Origin of the sequence: Alcaligenes faecalis, from assembly GCF_002443155.1 — a bacterium.
In the GTDB taxonomy this organism is placed as follows: Bacteria; Pseudomonadota; Gammaproteobacteria; order Burkholderiales; family Burkholderiaceae_B; genus Alcaligenes; species Alcaligenes faecalis.
Window position 1 is genome coordinate 2139078 of record NZ_CP023667.1, and the last position, 26030, is coordinate 2165107.

Sequence of the window (26030 nt, forward strand, 5' to 3'; positions counted from 1 at the left end):
AGCCAGCAAGAGTGCAAAAACGCGCAGCCTGGGCTGCGCGTTTTTCTTTTCCTAAAGCGCGTGTCTGGATGGCAGAATCCAAGCCTCAAAATAGGGCGACACAATGCATTTTCTTACCGGGAATTTCCCATGAGAAACCCAATAGAGTGGAATAAAATACGCCACACGATAGGCCAGAATGAGCGCTCATGAGTTTTAGCAATCCACACAGCCAGGCCGCCAAGTACCTTGTCGCGATTGGCGATGAAACCCCGGCCTACTCCATGACAGGAACGGATCAATGAAAAGCAGTGACAGCGGGTTGCATTTTATAGACTGCAATGAAGAACAGCATGCAGCCGCTATTTTGGCGATCCTGAACGACGCCATCGTGAATTCCACCGCACTTTACGATTATGTCCCACGCCCGCCCGAGGCCATGGTGAGCTGGTTTGCCACCAAACGCGCCAACGGCTTTCCGGTAGTCGGCGTCATCGATGATTCAGGCACGCTGATGGGCTTTGCTAGTTGGGGCACCTTCCGCGCCTTTCCGGCCTACAAATACACCATGGAACACAGCGTATATGTGCACCCGGAGCATCGCGGCAAAGGGCTGGGCAAGATTCTGATGCAAGAGCTGATCACGCGTGCCCGTCTGGCCAATGTGCATACCCTGGTAGGCTGTATTGATGCCAGCAATGCGGGCAGTATCCACCTGCATCAAAGCCTGGGCTTCACACATGCGGGCACCTTCAAGGAAGTGGGGTTCAAATTTGGCCGCTGGCTGGATGTCGCCTTCTATCTGCTGACGCTGGATACGCCTGCCGAGCCAGTCGACGGCTGAAGCCCCCCCACGCTACGCCTTCGGCCTGCGCTCCACCTCGCGGCTTGTATGCCGCTCGGATTCTCCAGGCACACAGCAGTCCGCAATGGACTGCTGTGTGTCCAGGCTCATCCCCGAGAGGGAGGTTTCCCCGGGGGCGCCGAGCCTTGGGGCGGCCCGGCGACAAAAAAACCATCGCTGGCAGCACGCCGCGATGGCTTTTCTCAAACGGTTTGTCCCTGACTCAGGCGCTGGCTTTTGGCTTTTCGTAGCACACGGCAAAGGCGATCAGGCCCAGCACGATGCTGAAAATACCCACACCGACTGCCACCCCAGCCACGAGACCCAAACCTACTGCAATGAACACGCCCGGAAAGGCGTAGTTTCGCAACCAGGAAGGTTTCTTGGGAACAAGAAATAGCCCTAAAAACAAGAACCAGGGCATCACAATCGTCCAGAACAGACTGTCCATTAGCACGTCACGCATCATTATTCCATTGAGGTAGGAGGGGCTTGGGCGAGAGCTAGACACCCCCGCCGTTCGGGGTGGATTGTAAACGTCCTGAGGCTGGCCTCCCAGTATGGGCGACTGTTATAAGAGAGAATTATTGTTTTACAGCTAAAGGACACGCCATGAGTACGCTTAGCTTGACCAGCGCAGACCAGCACCGTTTCCAGGCCTATGCCGCAGGCGACGAAAAGGCCGAACGCGGCTTGATCGTGTTGCAGGAAATTTTTGGTGTAAATCAACACATACGCAACACCTGCGAGCGCTTTGCCGAGCAAGGCTACCGGGTCCTGTCTCCCGCCCTGTTCGACCGGCAAGAGAAAAATGTAGAGCTGGACTATACCGCCGAGGACGTGCAAGCAGGTCTGGCACTGCGCAACGGCATTGCCCAGGATAAGACCCTGCTGGATATCCAGGCCTGCGTGGACGCCTTGGGTTCACGCAAGATTGGGATTGTGGGGTATTGCTGGGGTGGCTCCTTGAGCTGGCTGGCCGCCTGCCGATTGCAGGGGCTGAAAGCCGCCAGTTGCTGGTATGGTTCGCAAATTGCCCAGAACGCCCAGGAACAGCCCCGGATTCCGGTTCAAATGCACTTTGGTGCCCAGGACCGCTCCATCCCTGCCAGCGCCATTCAGACCATTAAAGACGCGCAGAAAGACGTGGCCATTTACGTGTACGAGCCTGCCGGCCATGGTTTCGGCTGCGATCATCGCCCCGACTTTCACGAAGCCTCCTACAAGCTGGCTCAGGAACGTACACTAGCGTTCTTTGCCGACCATCTACGTTAAGCCCCCATGCTTGAATCCAGCGACGACCTGCTTGCCCTGCTAAATACCACCATGCCTTACGGAAAATACAAAGGTCGCTTGCTGGCGGACCTGCCGGGGCATTATCTGAACTGGTTTGCCCGTGAAGGCTTTCCTTCCGGGCGGCTGGGTCAATTGCTGGCCCTGATGCACGAGCTGGATCACAACGGCCTGAAATCCTTGCTGGACCCCTTGCGCCCGCGCAGTCGCTAAGCGATACAAATACCTTACTAGGCAGCGGGCTGCGGCGGTAGGTCACCGTACAGCTTGCTACTATCAAGGCTTCCTCTACACCCCATTGTGAAGGACGTCATGACAATCGATCTCTCCGCATTCCCCATCACCCGCAAATGGCCGGCTCAACACCCCGAGCGCCTGCAACTGTATTCCTTGCCCACTCCCAACGGCGTCAAGGTTTCCATCATGCTGGAAGAAATTGGCCTGCCTTACGAGCCGCATCTGGTCAGCTTTGAGCGCAACGATCAGCTCAGCCCGGAATTTATTTCGCTCAGCAGCAACAACAAGATCCCGGCGATTCTGGACCCCAATGGCCCTGGCGACAAACCACTGGCCTTGTTCGAGTCCGGTGCCATCCTGATCTATCTGGCAGAAAAAACTGGCCAGTTGCTCTCCGCAGACCCGGCCCAACGCTACGAAACCCTGCAATGGCTGATGTTCCAGATGGGTGGTGTAGGCCCCATGTTTGGTCAGCTGGGTTTCTTCCACAAATTTGCCGGCAAGGATTTTGAAGACAAGCGCCCTCGCGACCGCTATGTCAACGAATCCAAGCGCTTGCTGGGTGTGATCGACAAGCATCTGGACGGTAAGGACTGGATGGTGGGCAATAGCTACTCCATCACCGATATTGCTCTGTTCCCCTGGATTGCCAACCTGATCGGTTTTTACGGCGCAGGCGAGTTGGTGGAGTATGAGCAATTCAAGAACGTGGCCCGTGTTCTGCAGCAATTCCAGGCCCGCCCGGCGGTACAACGCGGCCTGAACATTCCTGCCCGTGATTGATGGATAAGCAGCGCCAATCAATGCTTATAAGCCAATTTTTAATAGCCCTGCTAGCAAGCTGGTCTTTTTTGTTTCGCTTGGCGGCAGTCCGTACAATTGGCCTCCTAAACATCCTGCGCAAGCGGTACTATTCCGTTTGCCTGGCTTGCTCATCAATCAAAAAACCAGTCTGTTCATAGAGCAGATACAGGCAAATCCACCAGCCTGATGAGCAAGCCTTCAAAGCCCTGGATTCTTTCCAGGGCTTTTTTTTGTGTGTACGATTTGGCGCCCCCACTGCTGCTCACGCAACCATGAGGTTACGGTCCAGATCCAAGACCAAACGCCTCTACAGTCAACGTAAGCATTACACCGCAGGCAAAGGGATGAACTGATCATCATCCAGCGGTGGCAAACTGATACGACCGTTGACCCAATCATCCTTGGCCTGCTCGATGCGGTCTTTGCGGGAGGACACGAAGTTCCACCAGATATGGCGTGGTCCCAAGGGCTCGCCGCCCAGCAGCATCAAGTGGCTGCTCTGCTCGGCAAGGATACGGGGGCTGCCGCCTTTGGCAAAGACCAGCATCTGGCCGGCTGGATAGCGCTGTCCACCTACTTCCAGCCCGCCCGCACAGATATAAATGGCGCGCTCTTCGTGGCCGGTTGGCAAAGGGACAGACTGGCCGGCTTGCACGCGCAACTCCATATAGAACAAAGGCGAGGCCACACTGGCGGGACTGCACAAACCCAGCGCCGAGCCGGCAATCAGACGACCTTCCAGGCCCGTATCCTTAATCAAAGGTAGCTGCTCGGCCTCGTAATGCACAAAGTCCGGGTTCTGTTCTTCCTTGTGTTCCGGCAAGGCCACCCAGGCCTGGATACCATCCATGCGACCACCTTGCGCGCGCATGGGCTCAAAGCGCTCGGAATGGCTGATGCCTGAACCCGCGGTCATCCAATTGAGCGCACCAGGTGTAATGTCCTGCTCCACGCCCAGACTGTCGCGGTGCGTCATGGCACCTTCAAACAAATAGGTTACGGTAGACAGGCCGATATGCGGGTGTGGCAGCACATCGTTCTCTGTTCCTACCGGTGCCGTCAGATCTTGCGGCCCCATGCGATCAAAGAAGATAAAAGGTCCCACCATACGCCGTTGGCGAAAGGGCAAAACGCGCCCCACTTCAAATGCACCAATGCTGTGCTGACGTTGTGGAATAAGCAGCTCGACCATAGACACCTCTACTGGGAAGTCGCAAAAATACAATCCCGATTACTATACTCTGGTCCCTGATTGCTTCGCTTACTCCCGCATGTCCACGCTCTCACTCTTCGATCCCGTTCCCGGCCATGTGCTGACGCTGGATACCGGCCTTATTGCCCTGCCGGGTCTGGCCCTGCCCTACGCCGCTGCCTTGGCCCAAGCGGTTCAGGAGCTGGTGCGCAGCGCCCCCTGGCGACATATGCAGGTTCCATCAGGACATCACATGTCGGCCGCACAAAGCAGTTGTGGAGATTTGGGATGGATATCGGACGAGCACGGCTATCGCTACAGTCCCACAGACCCGCAAAGCGGTTTGGCCTGGCCCGCCATGCCTGTTGTATTCAAGGACTTGCTGGCGCGCATTGCCCAGGAGTCGGGCCAAGGTCCTTTTCAGCCCGATACCTGCCTGATCAACTACTACGACGAGCAGGCGCATATGTCCTTGCACCAGGACAGAAACGAGCGCGACTTGCAGCACCCGATCGTCTCGGTGTCCTTGGGGCGTGAGGCCTTGTTTTTATGGGGTGGCGCAAAACGCAGCGACCCGGTGCGTACCCTGCGGCTACGCGATGGTGATGTGCTGGTCTGGTGGGGACCATCCAGAATGAATTTTCACGGGGTACGCAGACTGGAAGGCCCAGCCCATCCACTCTGGGGTTCGGGCCGGGTCAATCTGACATTCAGAAAAGCAGGTTAAGGCCTGTGTGATCAACCCAGTTCGGGCGGTGCAAAACGGCGATTGTCCAGTACAGGCAAAATACGGCGGGCATAGGCCAGACGCTCCCGATCCAGATCGACCAAAAGCAAAGTGGGTGTCTCTGCCGCCTGGGCCACAATCACCCCCAGGGGATCGACCACCAGACTTTGGCCGATATTGCGTTCGCCACATTCACCCACGGCCACCATATAAGCCGTGTTTTCCAAAGCGCGAGCCGTCGTCAACACTCGCCAGTGGTGTTCCTTCAAGGGCCCTTTCAGCCAGGCCGACGGTGCCAACAGGACTTGAGCCCCATCCACGCACAAGCGACGAGCAAGTTCGGGAAAGCGCAGATCGTAGCAAGTCATCAAACCGACCTTGAAACCGGCCACATCAATCAAGGCGGGGATTTCTGTACCGGGCTGTACATAGCGCGATTCTTGTACCGAGAAAGCATCGTACAAATGGAGTTTGTTGTAATGCGCCAGCACCTGACCATCACGCAACACCACCAAGGTATTCCAGACCTTGCCTTCCCCTGCTGGGGTATGAATGCAGAACACCACCGTCAAATCGGTATCGCGGGTCGCGGCGCTCAGGCGGCTGACAAACTCCCCATCCAGGGCTTGTGCCGATTTCAGAACCACTTCAGGATCGGCCACATTTCTGGCCAGCACACCCTCTGGCAAGACCAGTAACTGAGCTCCAGAGCGCAAGGCCTGGTCGATCAGCCCCAGACAAGCGCTCAGGTTCTCCTGCGAATCTTTGGATACGGCCATCTGGCCCAATGCAACTTTCATGACCACCTCCTTGAGTGTGCTGCCTGAATGATTCTAACGCAGCGTTTCGGCTTGGCCAGCCAACAATCCGAACACAAAAATAGTTCACCAGGCGGTCAAACGTAAAACAACACTCTGCTCTTCTGTATCACTGATACGTTTGCCTATCTCCCACTTCCCAGCATGTAAAAAAACTGACAGGAATTGAAATTAAAAACAGCTCATGTTTTCGTCAAGACCTCAAACGCGTTTAACCACACTAAACAAGCTAGGTGAATTCAAGAACATTTCCGCAAGACGACTCACTTAATTAAGCGACTGAACAAGAAAACAATGCGATAACTTGCCCAGCTGCAAGCTATGGCCTGAGAGGCTATCCATCCGACCCGCATTTTTCCATCATGAGCTTGAATTGGGTTCGGGCAGACAGCTCGAACCACACTGATTCTTGCGGAGCAAATCCTTAAAATCAAAAAACATATGACAATGAGATATAAAAAACATTTATATTTGCAATGCCATATAGGATATACAAGCAAGTAAAATTACTTGTTCATTAAGCCGGACAAAATCGCACAAATCCCAGGTGCAGTCTTGCGCCATGATTGAAGTCGATTACCTTAACTCCTTCAGAGCATGGTTTGGCCCTAAAAAATATGACCGGACATAATTGAAAAATAAATTCACCCTGAATAAATCAATAAACAAAAGAAAGAGAAAACCAGCTTAAAAAAATGGGCCTGCTGCAAACATGCACAGGCCCACTCTTTAATTTTCAACGCCGTACCACCGCCTGAAACAAGGCTTTGAATCATGGCTGCACGCCGCATCGCCATTGGACCGTCAATGCACTAATGATTGAAATCCAAAATAATCAGAATAAAAAAAACCCCCGATTTCTTGCAAAATCAGGGGAAAGCTACCACAGGAAAATGATTGGATACAAAACACCCAATACCGAGATTCTATATAAAAAAGATAAAAAAATCTGCATACGTTGTTTAGGGCTGACGCTATAGATAGATAAATTAATTTGTGCTAGGACGTAATAAAAACTAAAAACTTAAAAAGATCTTCAATTCCCTACAGTTACATGACCTTATTCAAGCCCTAGAAATCTTGAGCCTGCCCCCAGGACTGCGCGACAATAAGGCCTCTTACGGGCTGGACACACCCCCTTCTTGTTTCTCAGGCTTTTATCTTGTCTTCATCACACGATTCCTTATCTTCCCGCCAGGTTCTACTGGCGATTCTGGCCTTGGCTGTCGGTGGTTTTTCCATCGGCACGGGCGAATTTGTCATCATGGGCTTGCTGCCTGATGTCGCCCTGGATCTGGGCATCGATATCCCTACTGCTGGCCATTTAATCAGCGCCTATGCCCTGGGCGTGGTTGTCGGCGCACCCGTTCTGGCCGTGCTCGGTGCGCGCTGGCCATGGCGACGCCTCTTGATTGCCTTGATGGGCGCCTATGCCGTAGGCAATTTTCTGACCGTGATCGCCCCCAGCTATGAAACCGTTTTAGTCACCCGCTTTTTGGCAGGTTTCCCGCACGGCACCTACTTTGGTGTTGCCGCCCTGGTTGCCGCCCGTCTGGTGCCACCCCATCGCCGCGCCCAGGCCGTCGCCTATGTCATGCTGGGTTTGACCGTCGCCACCTTGCTGGGCGTGCCGATTGCCACCACTCTGGGTCAATGGCTCAGTTGGCAAGCGGCCTTCACTTTTGTCAGCATCATTGCCCTGATCACCATGGGCCTGGTGCTGCGTTTTGTTCCTTTTGTCCCTGCCAACACCCTGGCCAGCCCCTTGCGCGAATTGGGGGCCTTGAAACGCAAGCAGGTCTGGTTGACGCTGGGCATAGGTGCCATTGGCTTTGGCGGCATGTTCTCGGTGTTCAGCTATGTGAAATCCACCCTGATGGAACTGGCCGGGCTGTCAGCCAGCGCCATTCCGGTTGTACTGGCCTTGTTTGGGGTCGGTATGGTCCTGGGGAATCTGCTGGGTGCACGCTACGCCGACCGCTATCTGGATCGCAGTATTCGGCTGGTGCTGATCTGGGCAACCGGAGTGCTGCTATTGTTCATGATTACGGCTCATCACCCTATTCTGGGCCCCTTGAATATCATGCTGATCGGCACCCTGGTGGCCTTGGGGCCAGCCTTGCAGATTCGTTTGATGGACGTGGCCGGAGATGCCCAAACACTGGCCGCAGCCTTGAATCACTCGGCCTTCAATATGGCCAACGCCTTGGGCGCCTGGTTGGGTGGGCTGACCATCGCCGCTGGCTGGGGCTGGACCTCCACCGCCTGGGTCGGTGCCCTGCTGGCTTTGGGTGGCTTGGGCCTGCACACCATTTCGCTGCGCATCAAAGAGTAAAAACAGATCTGCTCCCAGCCAGCGTAGGCAGCTAGACGACCCTAGCCGATTCAGAGCAAGCCAATCTGCAACTGAAAATGGCTTTGGCAGAACTGAAAATCTGCCAGTCTTTCATGGAAAAAACGGCCTGTGATTGCAACACCTTTCAAAGGTATTCAATCACAGGCCGCTTTTCTGGATCTCTCTCGACGATCCGGCTATTTACTGTTTACAAGTCCGCCTCAGACTTTTTCAGGCTGTGCAGGTCGGGCAGCCAGCCAACCGGCATAACTCATCCCGAAGCTGACCAAAATGCACAAGCCCAGCGCCCAACCCCAGCCATCGAACAAGTCATGCAAGCCGCCCATGGCAGGTGGGCCAAAGGCCGCCAGCAAATAGCCCATGCACTGCGCCATACCCGACAGGGACGCAGCCTGCGACGTAGAGGTAGAACGCACACCGATCAAGGCCAGGGCAATCAGGAAAACACTACCACTACCAATACCAAACAGCACCGCCCACAGCAAAGACCACGATGGCAAGACCAGAAAGCCGACAAAGGTCAACGTCTGCAACAAGGCGCCCGCCAAAGCGACGGCACGCTGGTCATGCAAACGGCTGAGCACAGGCATGAGCAGCAAGGCAGGGATGGCGGTCGCCAGCTGCATCAAACCGTGAATCTGGCCGGCATGATCCGGTTCAAAGCCGTAGTTCACCAGCATCACCGGCAGCCAGCTTGCAATCATGTAGTACGCCACCGAGTTCAGACCCATATACAGGGTGATGTACCAGGCCAGAGGCAAACGCCACACCGACGCGCTGCTGGCAGGGGCTGGCGGTGCACTTTGCGCCGCACGTCGATCCGCCCCCAGCTGTGTGGCCCACACCAGAACACTGGCCAGTGACATCACACCCACCACAATCAAAGACGACCAACGCCAGCTTTGGCCTGTCCACTCTGCCATCGGCACGGCCATCGCGGAGTTGAAAGCCGCAACCAGGCCCATGAACAGGACATACAAGGAAGTAATAAAACCAATACGCAAAGGGAAATGACGCTTGACCAGGGACGGCAAGAGCACATTACCCAGGGCAATCCCGATAGCCAGCAAACCAATACCGGCAAACAACTCCGTCGCTCCCCCCAGAACTCGCACCACCACACCAATGGCAATCAGCACGGAAGCGATGAACAAAGAGCGAGACAGCCCCACCTTACGAGCCATGGAGGCGGCCAGCAAGGAGACCACCGCGAAGATGAACAAGGGCATGGCAGTCAGCAAACCGGCCTGCGTGGACGACAGGGACAGGTCTGCCTGGATCAGCTCCAGCAAGGGAGCGATACCCGTGATCGGAGCTCGCAGATTGCCAGCGATCAGCAAGACGCCAATCAACACCAGCAAGGGGTGGGAGAGCCAGGAGAGTCGAGAGAGGGACATGAAATGTAGCCAGTAGGTGAAAACCCTACTCTATCTTGTTTCGAGCCCGGCGCAAACAGGATATTATGACAACTTATACCTCAAACCGGACAAAGCATGAGTTTTAGCGCCAATCCGCAAGGCGGGCCTATTTTCAGCATCAAGATGGCGATAGGTAGCAATACTGAAAATCCATTGCATACCCATCCCAATGGACAGCTGATCATGACGCAATATGGCTCGGTCACCCTGCAAACCGACCAGGGCTACTGGATGGTTCCGCCGCTATGCGCCGTCTGGGTGCCGGTGGGTATTCGCCACCGTGCCCGTGCCGACGATCAGGCCCTGATTCATTTCCTGTACATTCAGCCCGGTCTGGATCAATTGCCCGATCATTGCAGCACGCTGGATCTGAGCCCCATGGTGCGCGAAATGATCATTCATTTAAGCGACCTGAACCCCCACTACGAGCCAGGCAGCCAGACACACCGCCTGGCGCTGGTGCTGCTGGAAACCTTGAACCAGATGCCCACACGTCAATTGCATGTGCCGGTGCCCGAAGACAAAGTCCTGCAAACGATTGCGCAACATATGCTCAAGCAGCCCGACTCGCGCCCCACCATGGCCGACTGGGCAAAAGAACTGGCCATGAGTGAGCGCACCCTGGCTCGACATATGCTAAAACACACAGGGATGAGCTTCGGGCGCTGGCGGCAACAATTCATGATTATGCTGGCCCTGCAAAAACTGGGTTCAGGAATGTCCGTAAAGAGCACCGCCAGGGAATTGGGTTACACCTCTATCAGTGCCTTTATTACTGTTTTCAAATCCATTTTGGGCGACACTCCCAGCCGTTACTTAAGCCAAACCCATTCCTCTTAAGTCACCACTACCCACACCACTCGCATCCATGTCTTCCACACACCTGTCCCGCCCCGGATATCTGCAGCGTTTATTGAGTTGGTTCCAGATTTCTCACATGTCGGCGGGGCTGATTGCCGTGCTGGTGGGCTATACCAGTTCCGCTGCCATTGTTTTTCAGGCGGCTCAAGCAGCCGGTGCCAACACCGCCGAGCTGGGCTCCTGGATGTGGTCTTTGGGTATTGGTCTGGGTTTGCTGTCGGCAGGCCTGTCGCTGCGCTACAAGATTCCGATTCTGACCGCCTGGTCCACGCCCGGGGCAGCGCTGCTGGCCACGGGTCTGGTGGGTCTGCCCATGTCGCAGGCCGTGGGGATTTTCCTGTTCTCGTCCCTGCTGACCACTATTTGTGGTCTTAGCGGCAGTTTTCAAAAGTTGATGCAGTACATGCCGCGCAGCATTGCCGGCGCCATGCTGGGCGGCATCTTGCTGCGCTTTGGCCTGGACCTGTTTAGTGCCATGCAAACCCAATGGCTGCTGTGCCTGAGCATGTTCATTGTGTTTCTGGTGGTGCGCCAGTGGTCACCGCGCTATGCCGTGCCGCTGGCGCTGGTGGCCGGTGTCACGATTGCCGCCATGCAGGGTTTGCTGAAAATGGAAATTCTGAGCTGGTCACCCGCCTCGCCGGTATTGGTCTGGCCCGAGTTTTCATGGACGGCCCTGATCGGTGTGGGCATTCCCTTTTTCATCGTGACCATGAGCTCGCAGAACATTCCGGGCGTGGCCGTGTTAAAGGCCCATAACTATGATGCCCCCAACTCCACCGTCATCAGCTGGACCGGCATTGTGGGCCTGATCTTTGGCCCCTTCGGTGGCTATGCCTACAATCTGGCCGCCATCAGCGCTGCCCTGTGCATGACCCCGGAAGTGGATGCGGACCCGCGTCAACGTTATCGCGCCAGTGTCTGGGCCGGCATTTTCTATTTTGCGGCAGGTATTTTCGGTGCCACCGTCGTCAGCCTGTTTGCGGCTTTCCCCACAGAACTGATCGCCGCCATTGCTGGCCTGGCCTTGCTGGGTACCATTGGCAACAGCATTCACATGGCTTTGGAAGCCCCGGATACCCGTGATGCAGCCCTGGTCACCTTTTTGACCACTGCCTCGGGCATGAGCCTGCTCAATATCGGCAGTGCCTTCTGGGGTCTGGTTTTTGGTATGGCTATGTACTTGATTCAGAAACGAAAAGTTTCCTGATTCCGCCCTGCCCCCGATCTCTGTTCAAGACGGCAAACAAGCTTCACATTTGCTTGCTTTGCCGTCTTTTTCATTTGGCACACTTAAGGCGTGACCACTTTTCTTTAACGGAGGTGCTTCATGCCTGCTTTATCTCAAGCCCAACAAAAAGCTGCCGGTGCAGCCTTGTCCGCCAAACGCGGAGAAACTCCTGTAGCCAGTCTGAAAGGCGCATCGCTGGAAATGTACAACACCATGAGTACCAAGGAGCTGGAAGAACTGGCCAGCACCGATACCGCGCGCCGCAATCTGCCTGAGCACAAAGAGTAATCAGACCGCCAGAACGCGCACGCCGCTTTGCTCGAAGGCCTGATGCAAACGCTGCGCAAACTCGGCCGCACCCGCCTGATCCCCATGCAGACACAGGGTATCGGCTGACAAAGGCACCGTTTTACCTGACAGGCTGGTAACGGTGCCTTGCTCTATCATCTGCATCACTTGCTGCACGGACTGATCGGCGTCGGTAATCATGGCGCCGGCTTGCTGACGGGGTGTCAGACTGCCATCGTCCTGATAGCTACGGTCGGCAAACACCTCTTGTGCTACCGTCAGGCCCGCATCACGCCCGGCCTGCACCTGCACACTGCCTGCCAGCGCATATAGAATCAGGCTGCGATCAATATCGGCCACCGCCTGGGCAATGGCTTTTGCCAGTGCCGCATCGCGGGCGGCCATATTGTAGAGAGCGCCATGTGCCTTGACGTGATGCAGGGCGGCGCCCTGGGTGCGGGCAACGGCCGCCAAGGCCCCCACCTGAACCACTACCATGTCATAGACCTGCTCGGGGGTGACCGCCATCACCCGGCGGCCAAAGCCGGCCAGATCCGGCAGGCCAGGGTGGGCTCCCAGCTTGACGCCATGCTTTAGCGCCAGGGCCACTGTCTGGCGCATGGTGCCGGGATCGCCGGCATGAAAGCCACAGGCAATATTGACCGACGTCACCCACGGAATCACCTGCTCGTCATGGCCCATGACCCAGGGGCCAAAGCTCTCGCCCATGTCGCAGTTCAAATCAATACTCAAGCTCATGGAGTTCCCTCTGATAATCCATCCAACCTGCCTGCGGCCTGGGCAATGCAACGCCGGAACCACAGCAGTTCTGCCGCATTATGCGTGCGCGGATGCCACAGCTGGTAAAAACGCATCAGCGGAAAATGAACCGGACAAGGCAACACGGTAATTGGCAGAATGCGGGCATAGTACTCGGCAAACTGACGGTTAGTGGTAAATACCATGTCCGTGCGGCTCAAAATACCGGGCACCAGGCCGAAATACGGCACCACCATCTGTACCTGACGGCTGATGCCCTGCTCGGCCAGGCAGCCGTCAATAAAGCCGCGCTTGTCGGTCACGTGGGCAGACGGAGCCAGATGGGGCATTTCCAGATAGTGCTGCAAAGACAACCCGCGCTGCGCGAGCGGGTGATGGCGGCCCAGCATACAGACCACCTCGTCATCAAACAGACGCGCCAGGTGCAGCTTTTCCGGCGGCTCCAGCCAGTTGCCGATCACCACGTCCAGCTCGCCCTCCTCCAGGGCCTGCACGTAGTCCAGATCGGGATTGATGGTATGAACCACCAAGCGGGCCTGGGGCGCCTGACGACGCACCCGCTCCGCAATATCCGGGATAAAGGCCCCATCCAGATAGTCCGGTGCCCCCAGGTTGAAAACCCGGGTAGACTGACTGGGATCCATGGGTTCCGCGGTAGCAGAAATTCGCTCGATCGCTTGCAGGGCTTCCGTGGCATGCGCCAGCAAAAAAGGACCGCGCTCGGTAGGCACCATTCCCTTTTTACCGCGCAACAAAATCGGATCGCCCGTGATTTCACGCAAGCGCCGCAAGGCATTGCTGACGGCTGGCTGGGACATGCCCAAGCGGATAGCCGTGCGCGAGACGCTATGCTCCTTGAGCAGCGACTGCAATACCCGCAGCAAATGCAGGTCTAGTTGTTCTCGTAATTTTGGCATGGTTTAAATAATACAAGCGCTGGCCCGCCTCGTTGATCGGTGTAGACACTCATACGCCTATATAGTGAACATCATTCCAAGCAAATGTTCGCGTCCTAAGCAAATGCTATCTTCGATCCGTAAAAAACCAGTCGAGTGAGATCATGGAGACAAGACCAATTCGTTTTATTTATCGCGGTGAAGTACAGGAAGTGGCTCAGGCCCCGACCACGCGAACCGTTTTACAGTATATCCGTGAGGATCTGCACTGCACCGGCACCAAAGAAGGCTGTGCCGAAGGTGATTGCGGCGCCTGCACGGTCATGATTGGCGAACTGGACCAGAACAATCAACTGCAATTGCGCGCCGTCAATGCCTGTATCCAGCTGCTGCCTACGCTAGATGGCAAGGCGCTCTACACCATTGAGGATCTGCGCCAGGACGATGGCACCCTGCACCCGGTGCAGCAAGCCATGGTGGACTGGCACGGTGCCCAGTGCGGCTTTTGTACGCCCGGCTTCATCATGTCGCTGTGGGGCCTGTACATGACGCATTCGCCCGAGGACGGCCCGGTTTCCCGAGAACAGATCGACGATGTGCTCTCGGGCAATCTGTGCCGCTGTACCGGCTACCGCCCCATTATTGATGCGGCCAAGGCCATGCACAGCTATCCGGCTGTCAGCATGGATCGCCAATCCATTGAGAACAAGCTGCGCGCCATTCGTCAGGACGGCATGCTGGCCTATGAATATCAGGGCCAAACCTTCCACGCCCCCCGTACGCTGGACCAGTTGGCCCAGCTGCGTGAGCAGTATCCGCAAGCACGCATTCTGGCTGGCAGCACCGATATTGGCCTGTGGGTGACCAAGCAATTCCGCGATTTGCCGCATCTGATCTATATCGGTCAGGTGGCCGAGCTGCGCGAACTGAAAACCACCGGGGACGATCTTTACATTGGTGCAGGCGTGCTGCTGAACGATGCTTTCGATGCCCTGATCAAAGACCACCCCGAATTGACGGAACTGCGCCAGCGCTTTGCCTCCTTCCCTATCCGCAACGCCGGTACCTTGGGCGGCAACGTGGCCAACGGCTCGCCTATTGGCGACTCCATGCCTGCCCTGATTGCCATGCGTACTCGTGTGGTACTGCGCAAAGGCGCGGTCGAACGCGTCCTGCCTTTGGAGGACCTGTATCTGGCCTACCAGAAAACCGCCATGGAGCCGGGCGAGTTCGTGCAAGGCCTGCTGGTCCCACGCAGCAAGGGCCAATGGCAGTTCCGCACCTACAAGCTGTCCAAGCGTTTCGACCAGGACATTTCTGCCGTGTGTGCCGCCTTTGCCGTGGAGCTGGATAACAAAATCGTCAAACAGGCCCGCATTGCTTTTGGCGGCATGGCGGCCACGCCAAAACGGGCCAGCCACGCTGAACAAGTGCTGCAAGGCCAGGAATGGAATGAAGAAAACGTACAAGCGGCCATGCAGGCGCTGCAACAGGACTACCAGGCCCTGAGCGACATGCGTGCCAGCAGCGAATACCGCAATCAGAGTGCGGCCAATTTGCTGTACCGCTTCTTCCTGGAAACCCACCCTGAACACGCTTTGAGTCCCGCCCAGTTGAATGTCTTTCACCGAGCTCAAGCCAGCCTGGAGACTTTGTGATGAAAATTGACAATATCGACCACCTGAACACCGCTACGGCCCAACGAGTCGGCGTGTCCTTTCTGCACGAGTCGGCAGACCTGCACGTGAGCGGCACCGCCACGTATACCGATGATTTGCCCGAATTGCAGGGCACGGCCCATATTGCGCTGGGCATGTCGGAGAAAGCCCATGCCCGTTTGCTGGAAGTGGATCTGGACGCCGTCCGTCAGGCACCCGGCGTCATTGCCGTTCTAACCGTTGCTGACATTCCGGCCGCGAATAACTGCGGCCCGATTTTGCATGACGACCCGATTTTGGCCGATGGCGTGGTGCATTACTTTGGTCAGCCGATTTTTGCGGTGATCGCCAAATCCCACGACCAGGCACGCCGTGCCGCACGTTTGGGAAAAATCACCTATGAAGAGCTGCCTGCCATCCTGACTCCGCAAGAGGCCAAGGCGGCAAACGCCGGTGTTCTGCCCTTGATGAGCCTGAAGCAGGGCGATGCCAAGAAAGCACTGGAATCGGCTCCGCACCGCCTGCAAGGCACCTTCCAGTGCAATGGCCAGGAACAGTTTTACCTGGAAGGCCAGATTTCCTACGCCGTGCCCAAGGAATATGGCGCCGTGCATATCTGGTGCTCCACGCAGCACCCGTCGGAAATGCAGCAGCTGGTTGCCCACTGTCTGGGCATTGGCGCGCACAAGGTACACGTGGAATGCCGTCGCATGGGCGGCGGTTTCGGTGGCAAGGAGTCCCAATCAGCCCTGTACGCCTGCGTAGCCAGTGTGGCTGCCGTCAAGCTGCAACGCCCGATCAAGCTGCGCCTTGACCGCGACGACGACTTCATGATTACCGGCAAGCGTCACGGTTTCTATTACGAATACGATATTGGCTACGACGACGAAGGTCGCCTGCTGGGTGCTCGTCTGGACATGACCGCCAACTCGGGCTTTTCCGCCGACTTGTCCGGCCCCGTGGCAACCCGCGCCATCTGTCACTTTGACAATGCCTACTACCTGTCTGATGTAGAGATGAGCGCGCTGTGTGGTCGCACCAATACCCAATCCAACACTGCCTTCCGAGGCTTTGGTGGCCCGCAAGGGGCCTTGGTGATGGAAGTGGCCCTGGACACCATTGCCCGCCGTCTGGGCAAAGATCCGCTGGATGTACGCCGCATCAACTTCTACGGTAAAGAAGACCGTAATGTGACGCCTTACGATCAGACCGTGGTCGATAACGTCATTCACGAGCTGGTGGCCGAGCTAGAAGAAACCAGCGAATACCGTCAGCGTCGTGAGCAGGTTCGTCAATTCAATGCCAGCAGCCCGGTTCTGAAAAAGGGTCTGGCGCTGACTCCGGTGAAATTCGGTATTTCCTTTAACGTGCCCGCCTTTAACCAGGCTGGTGCTCTGGTTCACGTCTATCGTGACGGCACCGTCCTGGTAAACCACGGTGGTACGGAAATGGGCCAGGGCCTGAACACCAAGGTGGCCCAGGTGGTAGCCCATGAACTGGGCCTGAATCTGGAGCACATCCGGGTCACGGCAACCGATACCACCAAAGTAGCCAACACCTCGGCCACCGCCGCGTCCACGGGGACAGACTTGAACGGCAAAGCCGCCCAGGATGCGGCCTACCAGATTCGCCAGCGCCTGACGACGGTGGCGGCCCAACTGTTCTCGGTTGAAGAGTCCAGCGTGAAGTTCGAGCGCGGTCAGGTCGAGATCGGTGACCAGACCATGCCCTTCTTCCAACTGGTGGAACACGCCTACCAGGCCCGTGTCCAGTTATGGTCCGATGGTTTTTACGCCACCCCTGGCCTGCACTGGGACTCCAAAGTCATGAAGGGCAACCCCTTCTACTACTTTTCCTACGGAGCCGCCGTGGCTGAAGTGCTGATCGACACGCTGACCGGAGAGTCCCGTCTGTTGCGTGCCGACGTGCTGCATGATGTAGGCAAATCCATCAATCCGGCCCTGGATATTGGCCAGGTTGAGGGCGCCTTTATTCAAGGCATGGGCTGGCTGACGACAGAAGAGCTGGTGTGGAATGCCCAAGGCAAGCTCACCACGCATGCACCGTCAACCTACAAGATCCCGGCCATCAGCGACTGCCCCATGGACTTCCGCGTCAATCTGTTCGATGGCCGCAACGCCATGGATTCGATTCACCGCTCCAAGGCCGTAGGCGAGCCCCCTTTGCTGCTGCCGTTCTGCGTCTTTAACGCGATACGTGATGCAGTGGCCAGTGTCGGCAACTACCAGATCGAACCCGTGCTGAACGCGCCTGCCACCGCAGAAGCCGTCATGCGGGCTGTTGCCACTATTCGCAAAGCGAAATGAGCAGCTGGCCCTCTCTTGCCCTCGCCCGCATAAAAGCGGGCGAGCGGCTGGTTTTGTGCTCGGTGGCCTTGGCCAAAGGCTCCACCCCGCGCACCGCAGGTACGGCCATGCTGTTCAGTCAAACTGAGCAGTGGCTAACCATTGGTGGCGGGCACCTGGAATGGGTGGCAGCGGAACAGGCGCGTGTCATGCTCGGCCAGCCCTCCGGCCCCGGCTGGAGCATGAGCCGCCTGCCACTGGGCCCCAGTCTGGGCCAGTGTTGCGGCGGGGTCGTTACCTTGCTGTACGAAACCCTGGGTGAGGAAGATCTGAGCTGGCTGCAAGAACTGGACAGCGCCGTGCGGGCCGGTCAGGCAACCAGCCGCCGTTCGCAATTGCTCTCGGACGGCAACAAGCAGGTTGATATCCAAAGCCCTTCGATTGTGGATGAATCCCGGCTGGACTACGACGGCACGCAAGGCGTCTGGATGGAAGACCTGCCGCCCCCACCATTGACCATTCTGCTATTTGGGGCTGGTCACGTGGGAGAGGCGCTGGTGCAGATTCTGGGCACGCTGCCATGCCGGGTTCTGTGGATTGACGAGCGCCCCGAGCTGTTTCCCGATCAGGTGCCCAGCAATGTCAGCCTGGAAATTACCGACATCCCCGATGCCCTGATTGAACAAGCCCCAACCAATAGCTATTTTCTGGTGATGACGCATAATCACGGCCTCGATCTGGCGCTGTGCCAAAAGATCTTGCGCCGGCCCGATACGGCCTATGTGGGCCTGATCGGTTCCATGACCAAACGTCGTCAATTCGAGCGCCGGCTGCAACGACGCGGCATGCCCGAATCCCGTATTCAGGAACTGGTCTGCCCCATTGGCGTGCCAGGTATCAAGGGCAAGGCCCCCTCGATTATTGCCGTGGCTGTCGCCGCCGAATTGCTGGCTCATGCCTATGAAATGGGCCAGCTCAGTCGCTGATGCGACCTCCGACTTCAAGGACACTATGACTACCTCTTTACACTCCGCCTGCGCCTACCGTGCCCAACTGCTGTACTTTGTAGCGGACCCCGCCACGCTGGAAGATCCTGCCGAAGCCGTGCGCTATCACAGTGACGGTCTGCTGCTGGTCAACGAACAGGGCCAGATTCAAGCCTGTGGCGACTGGGCCGAACTGTCGCAGAGCCTGCCGGCCGGTACAAAAACCGTGGACCTGAGCGGGAAAATCATCATGCCTGGCATGATCGACACCCACCTGCATTTTCCGCAAACCGACATTATTGCCTCTCCCTCCAGCGGCCTGTTGCCCTGGCTGGAAACCTATACCTTCCCCACTGAAGGCCGTTTTGGCGATAGCGAACACGCCCGCGAAGTAGCTGGCGTGTTTCTGGACGAACTGCTGCGCAACGGCACCACCACCGCCCTGGTCTACGGCAGTGTGCACCGTCAATCCGTGGACGCCTTCTTTGAAGAAAGCCACGAACGCAATCTGCGCATGATTGCGGGCAAAGTGATGATGGATCGCAACTGCCCCGACTATCTGCAAGATACCGCCGAGTCGGGCGCACGCGATTCGGAGGATCTGATCAAGCGCTGGCACGGCAAGGGCCGCCAACTGTATGCATTGACCCCCCGTTTTGCGCCCACCTCCACCCCGGAGCAATTAGCCGCCTGTGGTGAACTGGCCCGCGCCTACCCCGATGTGTTTCTGCAAACCCACGTGGCAGAAAACAAGGACGAGATCAAATGGGTTAGCGAGCTGTTCCCCAAGAACCGCAGCTACCTGGACGTATACGACAGCTTTGGTCTGCTGCGCCCCCGAGCCATCTACGGCCACAGTATCTGGCTGGATGAGCAGGACCGCGCCCGCATGCACGAAACCGGCAGTATCGCGGCCCACTGCCCTACCTCCAACCTGTTCCTGGCCTCCGGCCTGTTCGATTTCCAGTCCATTCGCCAAAGCAAGGTGCTGCACACCCTGGCCACCGATGTGGGCGGCGGTACGTCTTTCTCCATGCTGCGCACCATGAACGAGGCGCACAAGGTGGCCCGTCTGAACAACTACCACCTGACTGCCGCGTCCATGTTCTACATGGCTACCGAAGGGGCGGCCCGTGCGCTGGACCTGCAGGGTCAAATCGGCACGCTGGCCCCGGGTGCCGAGGCTGACTTTATCGTGATGGACCCAAAGGCCACCCCCTTGATGGCCCGCCGCAGCACCATGCTGAACTCGCTGGAAGAGCAATTGTTCATGCTGGCCCTGCTGGGTGACGATCGCTGCATTCAGGCCAGCTACAGCGCAGGCCGCTGCGTGCATCAGCGCGATCACTAATCAGCGCTGAAATACGTTCCTGGCTGGCAGTTCCAATCCTTCAAACTGCCGCCAGGAACGTTCCTCCCCCAACACGCATCCACAGGCGTTCGGCAATTTAACGCGGATTTTACGGAGCCACCGCTACATTGATCTCGTTTGCAAGGAGCCAACCCCGGCTCCCCTGCGTATTGGCGAGATTTCACTATGTCCGGCACATCCACACTGGTGCAACGCAACTCCCTGTTCTATCTGCTGACGCAGGTTGTGGGGGTAAGCTTTCTGTTTCTTTGGCTGGCCAGCCTGACTCAAGACTGGTCCCCGCTCAATCCCTTATTGGCATCCAGTCAGCAACCGGGCCATATGGCCCATGAAATGAAAGAGGCCCAAGGCCTGCTGACCGGCCTGATTGCCGCTGCCAGTTTGTCCTTTGTCGCCTGGAAACTGCTGCGCTTGCGGGGCCAAGAAGCGTTGCCAAGTAAACGCATTCTGCTCTTGGGCACCAGTCTATTCCTGCTCGTCCCTTTGCTGATGCTGCTCTTGCAACACTCAGTCTCTTCCCGGCATCTGGAGTTTCTCTATCGCTGGATGCCTGAGATCAAGCCTTTGCTGGAAGTGGGAGCCATCGTCGCCGTAGGCGCTGGCCTGCTGCACCTGTATTTTGCCGGTTGGGCCTTGAACCAGACTCGGCTGCGCTGGGGCGGCCTGCTGGCCGGTTTGCTGTGCGCCTTTTTGCTGGGCCTGCTGGAGGCAGATCAGGCACGCATCAATCTGACGCAGGTATTTGCTTCGCTGGCGATTGTCTGGTTACTGGGAAGCATTGCTTTCTATCCCTTGATCGTGAACCGGAAACGCTGGACGGCCGCCCATAGCGAACGGGCAACAGTCGAACAGGCTTGGGAGCACCTGGCCAGCATTCAGGTACAACGCCGCCGCACCCTGGCAGTGTTTGGTGGCCTGATGGTCGTGATTCTGCCTTTCTTCGCCTCCACGTGGGCTGCCAACTCGCTGGTCTTTCAATTCACCCGCATGGCCGGTCTGGGGCTGGTCCTGATTGCCGTCCTGGGCCGCTGCTGGTGCATGTTGTACCTGGGTGGTCATAAAGGCTCCAGCCTGATCAGCCAAGGCCCCTACTCCATCAGCCGCAACCCGCTATACCTGTTTTCCCTCTGCGCCGTCACCGGCATGGGCGCCCTGTCCGGCAGCCTGCTGCTTGGTCCCGTGCTGGCCCTGTTTGTCTACGCCGTCTTCAACAATGTGATCGACGAAGAACAGGTTCTGCTGCACAAAGTTTTTGGCCAGGATTATCAGGCCTACTGCCAACGTGTCCCTCGTCTGGCGCCACGCCTGAGCCTGTGGAACAGCCCGACCGAGCTGAAAATCTCCCTGACGGGACTGGCCCGCACCTTGCGCGACGCCTTGCCCTACTTCCTGATCTGGCCCGTCTTTGCCTTGGCGCAGTGGCTGCAGATCAACGGCTGGGTCCCCGTACTACTACGTCTACCCTGATTGCCTTGCGGTAAAGTAAGCTGCACAAGAACTGTCCCAACCCTGCGGAACAAGCTGTCATGCGTGTCCTGATTGTCGAAAACGATACGACCATTGCTGAAAACCTGTACACCTATCTGGAGCTGAAAGGCTTTGCGGTTGATGCTGCCTATGATGGCAATGGCGCGCTGTCATTGCTGCAAGATCAGGATTTTGATGCGCTGGTACTGGATCTGGGCCTCCCCGGCCTGGACGGCTTCGGTGTTCTGCAGGCGCTGCGTCAGTCTCGGCAAACCCCCATCCCCACCCTGGTCCTGACTGCCCGCAGCCAGCTGGAGAGCAAGCTCACCGCCTTTGACCTGGGGGCCGACGATTACCTGATCAAGCCCTTTGCCCTGGCCGAGGTCGAAGCCCGACTACGCGCCCTGATGCGCCGCGGCCCGCCACAGGTACAGCACGGCTCACTACATTGGGAAGGTCTGGAATACAACCTGGATTCCGCATTGGTCCAGGTAAACGGACAAGCGCTGCACTTGAGCTTCAAAGCCCGCCAACTACTGGAAGCCTTCCTGCGTGACCCGCAAGCCATTCTGACGCGTCGGGCACTGGAAAAAACGCTATGGCCCCAAGGGTCCCCCTCACCCGAGGCACTGCGCAGCCAGATCCACCTCCTGCGTCGCGCCTTGTCCGAGGCAGGTGCCGGCACCATCGAAACCCTGCCCGGCATGGGCTGGCGTCTGCAAGCGGAACACTGAACAATGCGCAAATCCCTGCGTCGCAGCCGCTTCATGAGCACCCTGACCCAACGGGTCTCCTTGGCCTTGACCCTGATTGCCACCTTGCTGGTCATGATCATGGGCGGGCTGGCCTACGTGGCCTTCGCGCGTATGGAAGACGAAATGGTCAATGCCATGCTGGTTTCCTACGCACGCAATCCCACCTTGCTGCCCGACAGCGCCTACGACCGCAGCGAAGCCTTGGGGGCCGAACTGGACAGCTACTGGTTCTTGCCAGGCCAGGCCCTGGATAATCTGCCCGAGTTTGCCCGCGTTCCCGAACCGGGCATTTACGAGTTTCATCTAAGCAGCGACACCTGGCACGTGCTGCGCCAGGACAAGGAGCAAGGTCAGTTGTATCTGGTGTACCGCGCCACCCCTCACGAAGATCGGGTCCGTGAATTCGGCCTGATCCTGATTCTTATCGGGTCAGCAACTATTTTGCTGGTATTTTTGCTGGGCCGCCGTGTCGCTCGCCATGCCGTGGCTCCCATGCTGACTCTGTCTCGCCACCTGGAAAACTGGGCACCGGGCCGCTCCGGCCTGCCAGAACATCAGGACGATGAAGCAGGACGTCTGATCAGGGCCTTTAATCGCATGCAGGAACAAGTGGAAGAACTGCTGACCCACGAGCGAGAGTTCGCCGCCAATCTGGGCCATGAACTACGCACTGGCCTGACGGCCCTACGCAGCGACTGCGAGCTTTTGCTGCTGCAACTGCCCGAAGGCCCACAACAACAGCGCCTGCAACGCATGATGTCACAAGCTGACGCTGTTACTGCCAGCCTGGATGCTGCAGAAAGCCTTGCCTATACCGCAGAGCGCCATGTGCGCGACGTGGAGGTCCATGAACTGGCCCAGCAAACCTGGCAGGCCGTCGCCTTGCTGGATGCAGATAGCCACAAAGTACGCTGGAGCAACCTGGTGCCCGATACCTTGCTCTACACCCTGGACCCCTATGCCCTGTCCATGCTGCTGCGTATCCTGATGCGCAACGCCATCGACCATGCCGCACCCTGCAAGCTGCAACTAAGCTGGATTGCTCCCTCAGTCCTGGCTTTGCAAGATGACGGCCCGGGCATCGCCAAGCAAGATCAAATCCTGATATTTGAGCGTCACTTCAGCCAGGGCAAACAACTGGCGACAGGGCTGCGCGAAGAAGGCCACAGAGGCATAGGCCTGGCACTGGCACGCCAACTGGCACTGGCCCAGGGCTGGAGCTTGAGCGTGCAAAGTGGGCCGGATGGCAAGGGCTGCATATTCAAGCTGGATCTGGATCCGTCCTGATATCTTGATGCCTTGAAACCGCGATCTTATTTGCGCTAACAGCGTCGCCAAGAGCAACAAAAACCCATTGCAACAGGCAAACCCAAAGAACAAGTCAGCTTGTATCGACAGCAGCGTCCACTCCTTGAAAAGTCATTTCACAAGGCCGGGCAATGAGCACAAAAAAACCCGGTCTTTTCAGACCGGGCTTTTTATCTTGCCCAAGCAGACTTGCTAAAGACTTACTGGCTTTCCAGGAAGCTCTTCAGTTTGTCGGCGCGGCTAGGATGACGCAGCTTGCGCAATGCCTTGGCTTCTATTTGACGAATACGCTCACGCGTTACGTCAAACTGCTTGCCCACCTCTTCCAGAGTCTGGTCGGTGCTCATCTCGATACCGAAACGCATACGCAGCACTTTGGCTTCGCGTGGCGTCAGGGAATCCAGGACATCTTTCACCACATCGCGCATGGAACCGTGCAAAGCGGAATCCGATGGCGAAACGGTGTTGTTGTCCTCGATGAAATCGCCCAGGTGGGAATCGTCATCGTCACCGATAGGCGTTTCCATGGAGATAGGCTCTTTGGCGATCTTCAGGATCTTGCGAACCTTGTCCTCGGGCATGTCCATCTTCTGGGCCAGGGTTGCGGGATCGGGCTCAACGCCGGTTTCCTGCAGGATCTGACGATTGATACGGTTCATCTTGTTGATCGTCTCGATCATGTGAACCGGAATACGAATCGTGCGAGCCTGGTCAGCGATCGAACGCGTAATGGCCTGACGAATCCACCACGTTGCGTATGTGGAGAATTTGTAGCCGCGACGGTATTCGAACTTGTCCACTGCCTTCATCAAACCGATATTGCCTTCCTGAATCAGATCCAGGAACTGCAAGCCACGGTTGGTGTACTTCTTGGCAATAGAGATCACCAGACGCAAGTTGGCCTCGGTCATTTCGCGCTTGGCTTTACGTGCCTTGGCTTCACCCGTGGTCATGCGTTTGTTGACTTCTTTCAGGTCCTTCAACGGCAGCACAACACTGGTTTGCAGGTCGATCAGTTTTTGCTGAACTTCCTGAATGGCAGGAATGTGACGTTCCAGAATGGAGCTGTAAGGATGGCCTGCAGCCACCTCCTGCACCACCCAATCCAGATTGGTTTCGTTCCCGGGGAAAGCCTTGATGAAGTGTGCACGTGGCATATCAGCACGATCCACACAGATGGTCAGGATTTCGCGCTCGTGCTGACGCACGATGGCAACCTGCTCACGCATGGTGTCGGCCAGCTTTTCCACCATCTTGGCAGTAAAGCGAATGCCCATGAATTCGTTCAGGATGGTTTCCTGGGCTTGTACATAGCCTGCACTCTTGTAGCCTTCGGACTCGAAGGACACGCGCATCTTGTCAAACCATTCGCCAATGATGTCGAATTTCTTGAGCGACTTGTTGCGCAGGTATTCAATCTGCTTGCTGCTCATGCCGCCGGCTGGACCTTCGTCCTCGTCGTCAGCGGTTACACCGGAACCGGCGTATTCTTCGCCATCATCGTCCACCAGACCGTCAACCACTTCGTCGATCTGCATGACGCCTTCGCGTACACGCTGAACGTAAGCCAGGATCTCGTTAACCGTGGTTGGGCACGCGGCAATCGCCATCACCATGTGCTTCAAGCCATCTTCAATACGCTTGGCGATTTCAATTTCACCTTCGCGGGTCAGCAGTTCCACCGAGCCCATTTCACGCATGTACATACGCACAGGGTCAGTCGTGCGACCGAAGTCAGAGTCCACGGTAGTCAGAGCGGCTTCAGCTTCGTCCTCAACGTCGTCGTCGCTGGATGCCATGGGCGCGTTATCGCTCATGAGCAAGGTGTCAGCGTCGGGAGCCTGGTCGTAAACCGAAATACCCATGTCACTGAAGGTGCCGATAATGCCATCAATGGCTTCGACATCCACCAGATCATCGGGCAGGTGATCGTTGATTTCACTGTAGGTCAGGTAACCGCGGTCCTTGCCCAGCTTGATCAGGGCCTTGAGGCGGTTGCGGCGTGCTTCCTGTTCTTCAGGGCTCAACTGGCCACGTACACCGAAAACGTCTTTTTCGGCTTTGGCGCGCTTGGCACCACGCTTGGCCACCGGCTTGAGATCAGGAATGACCTCTTCTTCGCCCATTTCGTCGTCATCGACAAAGTCGATACCGTCGTTATTGGCATTTTTTGCAGGACGTCCACGGCGACCGCCGGTAGCGGCTTTAGCCGCTGTTTTCTTGGCAGCTGCTTTTTTAGCTACCGTCTTTTTAGCAGCCGCCTTTTTAGCTGCCTTTTTGGCAGGCGCTGCGCCTGGCTCTCCACTTTCGTGAAGCTCATCGAGCTCTACCGAGCTTGATGCCCCTGATTTTGCTGTCGCGGCCAAGGTTTTCTTAGCAGACCGAGAGACCGTCGTCGAGGTTTTACCAGTCGTTTGAGTCATATTTTCTTCCATAGACGCCATTTACCCCTGT

At 57.0% G+C, this 26030-nt stretch carries 23 protein-coding genes; 16 read left to right on the plus strand and 7 right to left on the minus strand.

From position 1 onward, the window contains the following. The first annotated feature begins 280 nt into the window (after positions 1–280). Complete coding sequence (locus CPY64_RS10090; RefSeq protein WP_042481468.1) at positions 281–823, plus strand: GNAT family N-acetyltransferase; 543 nt, start codon at positions 281–283, stop codon at positions 821–823. A 223-nt stretch (positions 824–1046) separates the two neighbouring features. Here the strand turns inward: CPY64_RS10090 and CPY64_RS10095 are convergent, their stop codons facing one another. Continuing rightward, entirely contained in the window at positions 1047–1289 is a 243-nt protein-coding gene (locus CPY64_RS10095; RefSeq protein WP_223254053.1) for a hypothetical protein, read from the minus strand. Positions 1290–1435: 146 nt separating this feature from the next. Here CPY64_RS10095 and CPY64_RS10100 point away from each other — a divergent pair, with 146 nt between their 5' ends. The 3 genes from CPY64_RS10100 to CPY64_RS10110 all read left to right on the plus strand — a co-directional run bounded on the left by CPY64_RS10100 (position 1436) and on the right by CPY64_RS10110 (position 3136). Beyond that, positions 1436–2098, plus strand: a complete 663-nt coding sequence (locus CPY64_RS10100; RefSeq protein ID WP_042481471.1) for a dienelactone hydrolase family protein — start codon at positions 1436–1438, stop codon at positions 2096–2098. Between the two features lie 6 nt (positions 2099–2104). Continuing rightward, complete coding sequence (locus CPY64_RS10105; RefSeq protein ID WP_003799391.1) at positions 2105–2329, plus strand: DUF3820 family protein; 225 nt, start codon at positions 2105–2107, stop codon at positions 2327–2329. 99 nt (positions 2330–2428) lie between these two features. Next, a complete protein-coding gene (locus tag CPY64_RS10110; protein WP_042481475.1) occupies positions 2429–3136 on the plus strand; it encodes a glutathione S-transferase N-terminal domain-containing protein in 708 nt (235 codons plus the stop codon). A 346-nt stretch (positions 3137–3482) separates the two neighbouring features. Here the strand turns inward: CPY64_RS10110 and CPY64_RS10115 are convergent, their stop codons facing one another. Then, the gene (locus CPY64_RS10115) at positions 3483–4349 is read right to left on the minus strand and encodes a pirin family protein (RefSeq protein ID WP_042481479.1); all 867 of its coding nucleotides are present in this window, start codon (positions 4347–4349) and stop codon (positions 3483–3485) included. Between the two features lie 79 nt (positions 4350–4428). Here CPY64_RS10115 and alkB point away from each other — a divergent pair, with 79 nt between their 5' ends. Then, the gene (alkB, locus tag CPY64_RS10120; RefSeq protein WP_042481483.1) at positions 4429–5076 is read left to right on the plus strand and encodes a DNA oxidative demethylase AlkB; all 648 of its coding nucleotides are present in this window, start codon (positions 4429–4431) and stop codon (positions 5074–5076) included. An 11-nt stretch (positions 5077–5087) separates the two neighbouring features. On the opposite strand, the gene CPY64_RS10125 is transcribed toward alkB, so the two are convergent. Then, positions 5088–5876: a deaminated glutathione amidase gene (locus CPY64_RS10125; protein WP_042481485.1), complete on the minus strand. Its 789-nt coding sequence runs from the start codon at positions 5874–5876 to the stop codon at positions 5088–5090. A gap of 1180 nt (positions 5877–7056) precedes the next feature. Between CPY64_RS10125 and CPY64_RS10130 the strand changes: the two genes are divergently transcribed. Continuing rightward, the gene (locus CPY64_RS10130; protein ID WP_042481488.1) at positions 7057–8229 is read left to right on the plus strand and encodes an MFS transporter; all 1173 of its coding nucleotides are present in this window, start codon (positions 7057–7059) and stop codon (positions 8227–8229) included. A 221-nt stretch (positions 8230–8450) separates the two neighbouring features. On the opposite strand, the gene CPY64_RS10135 is transcribed toward CPY64_RS10130, so the two are convergent. Continuing rightward, on the minus strand, positions 8451–9647 hold the full coding sequence (locus tag CPY64_RS10135; protein ID WP_042481490.1) for an MFS transporter: 1197 nt from the start codon (positions 9645–9647) through the stop codon (positions 8451–8453). 96 nt (positions 9648–9743) lie between these two features. Here CPY64_RS10135 and CPY64_RS10140 point away from each other — a divergent pair, with 96 nt between their 5' ends. The 3 genes from CPY64_RS10140 (at position 9744) to CPY64_RS10150 (ending at position 12048) form a co-directional block, all read left to right on the plus strand. Then, entirely contained in the window at positions 9744–10508 is a 765-nt protein-coding gene (locus CPY64_RS10140) for an AraC family transcriptional regulator (RefSeq protein ID WP_042481492.1), read from the plus strand. 28 nt (positions 10509–10536) lie between these two features. After that, positions 10537–11739, plus strand: coding sequence for a benzoate/H(+) symporter BenE family transporter (locus tag CPY64_RS10145; protein WP_042481496.1), 1203 nt, complete (start codon positions 10537–10539; stop codon positions 11737–11739). Between the two features lie 120 nt (positions 11740–11859). After that, positions 11860–12048, plus strand: a complete 189-nt coding sequence (locus tag CPY64_RS10150) for a DUF3008 family protein (RefSeq protein ID WP_009458869.1) — start codon at positions 11860–11862, stop codon at positions 12046–12048. Here the strand turns inward: CPY64_RS10150 and CPY64_RS10155 are convergent, their stop codons facing one another. Further along, on the minus strand, positions 12049–12807 hold the full coding sequence (locus CPY64_RS10155) for a LamB/YcsF family protein (protein WP_042481501.1): 759 nt from the start codon (positions 12805–12807) through the stop codon (positions 12049–12051). Continuing rightward, positions 12804–13745, minus strand: a complete 942-nt coding sequence (locus CPY64_RS10160; protein WP_042481505.1) for a LysR family transcriptional regulator — start codon at positions 13743–13745, stop codon at positions 12804–12806. Before CPY64_RS10160 ends, CPY64_RS10155 begins: the two co-directional genes overlap by 4 nt. A 143-nt stretch (positions 13746–13888) precedes the next feature. Between CPY64_RS10160 and xdhA the strand changes: the two genes are divergently transcribed. The 7 genes from xdhA (at position 13889) to CPY64_RS10195 (ending at position 23555) form a co-directional block, all read left to right on the plus strand. Beyond that, entirely contained in the window at positions 13889–15382 is a 1494-nt protein-coding gene (gene xdhA / locus CPY64_RS10165) for a xanthine dehydrogenase small subunit (RefSeq protein WP_042481507.1), read from the plus strand. Next, on the plus strand, positions 15382–17709 hold the full coding sequence (gene xdhB / locus CPY64_RS10170) for a xanthine dehydrogenase molybdopterin binding subunit (RefSeq protein ID WP_042481508.1): 2328 nt from the start codon (positions 15382–15384) through the stop codon (positions 17707–17709). The genes xdhA and xdhB overlap by 1 nt, the downstream gene beginning before the upstream one ends. Beyond that, on the plus strand, positions 17706–18674 hold the full coding sequence (gene xdhC, locus CPY64_RS10175; RefSeq protein ID WP_042481511.1) for a xanthine dehydrogenase accessory protein XdhC: 969 nt from the start codon (positions 17706–17708) through the stop codon (positions 18672–18674). Before xdhB ends, xdhC begins: the two co-directional genes overlap by 4 nt. 25 nt (positions 18675–18699) lie before the next feature. Next, positions 18700–20025 (plus strand): guanine deaminase, encoded by a 1326-nt coding sequence (gene guaD / locus CPY64_RS10180; protein ID WP_042482197.1) that lies wholly within the window; start codon positions 18700–18702, stop codon positions 20023–20025. Between the two features lie 186 nt (positions 20026–20211). Continuing rightward, positions 20212–21513, plus strand: a complete 1302-nt coding sequence (locus CPY64_RS10185) for a methyltransferase family protein (protein ID WP_042481513.1) — start codon at positions 20212–20214, stop codon at positions 21511–21513. 59 nt (positions 21514–21572) lie between these two features. Beyond that, on the plus strand, positions 21573–22247 hold the full coding sequence (locus CPY64_RS10190; protein WP_042481516.1) for a response regulator transcription factor: 675 nt from the start codon (positions 21573–21575) through the stop codon (positions 22245–22247). A gap of 3 nt (positions 22248–22250) precedes the next feature. Further along, positions 22251–23555: a sensor histidine kinase gene (locus tag CPY64_RS10195; protein ID WP_052362880.1), complete on the plus strand. Its 1305-nt coding sequence runs from the start codon at positions 22251–22253 to the stop codon at positions 23553–23555. A gap of 221 nt (positions 23556–23776) precedes the next feature. Here CPY64_RS10195 and rpoD read toward each other — a convergent pair whose 3' ends face one another. Then, positions 23777–25999, minus strand: coding sequence for an RNA polymerase sigma factor RpoD (rpoD, locus tag CPY64_RS10200; RefSeq protein ID WP_042481518.1), 2223 nt, complete (start codon positions 25997–25999; stop codon positions 23777–23779). Positions 26000–26030: the final 31 nt, after the last annotated feature.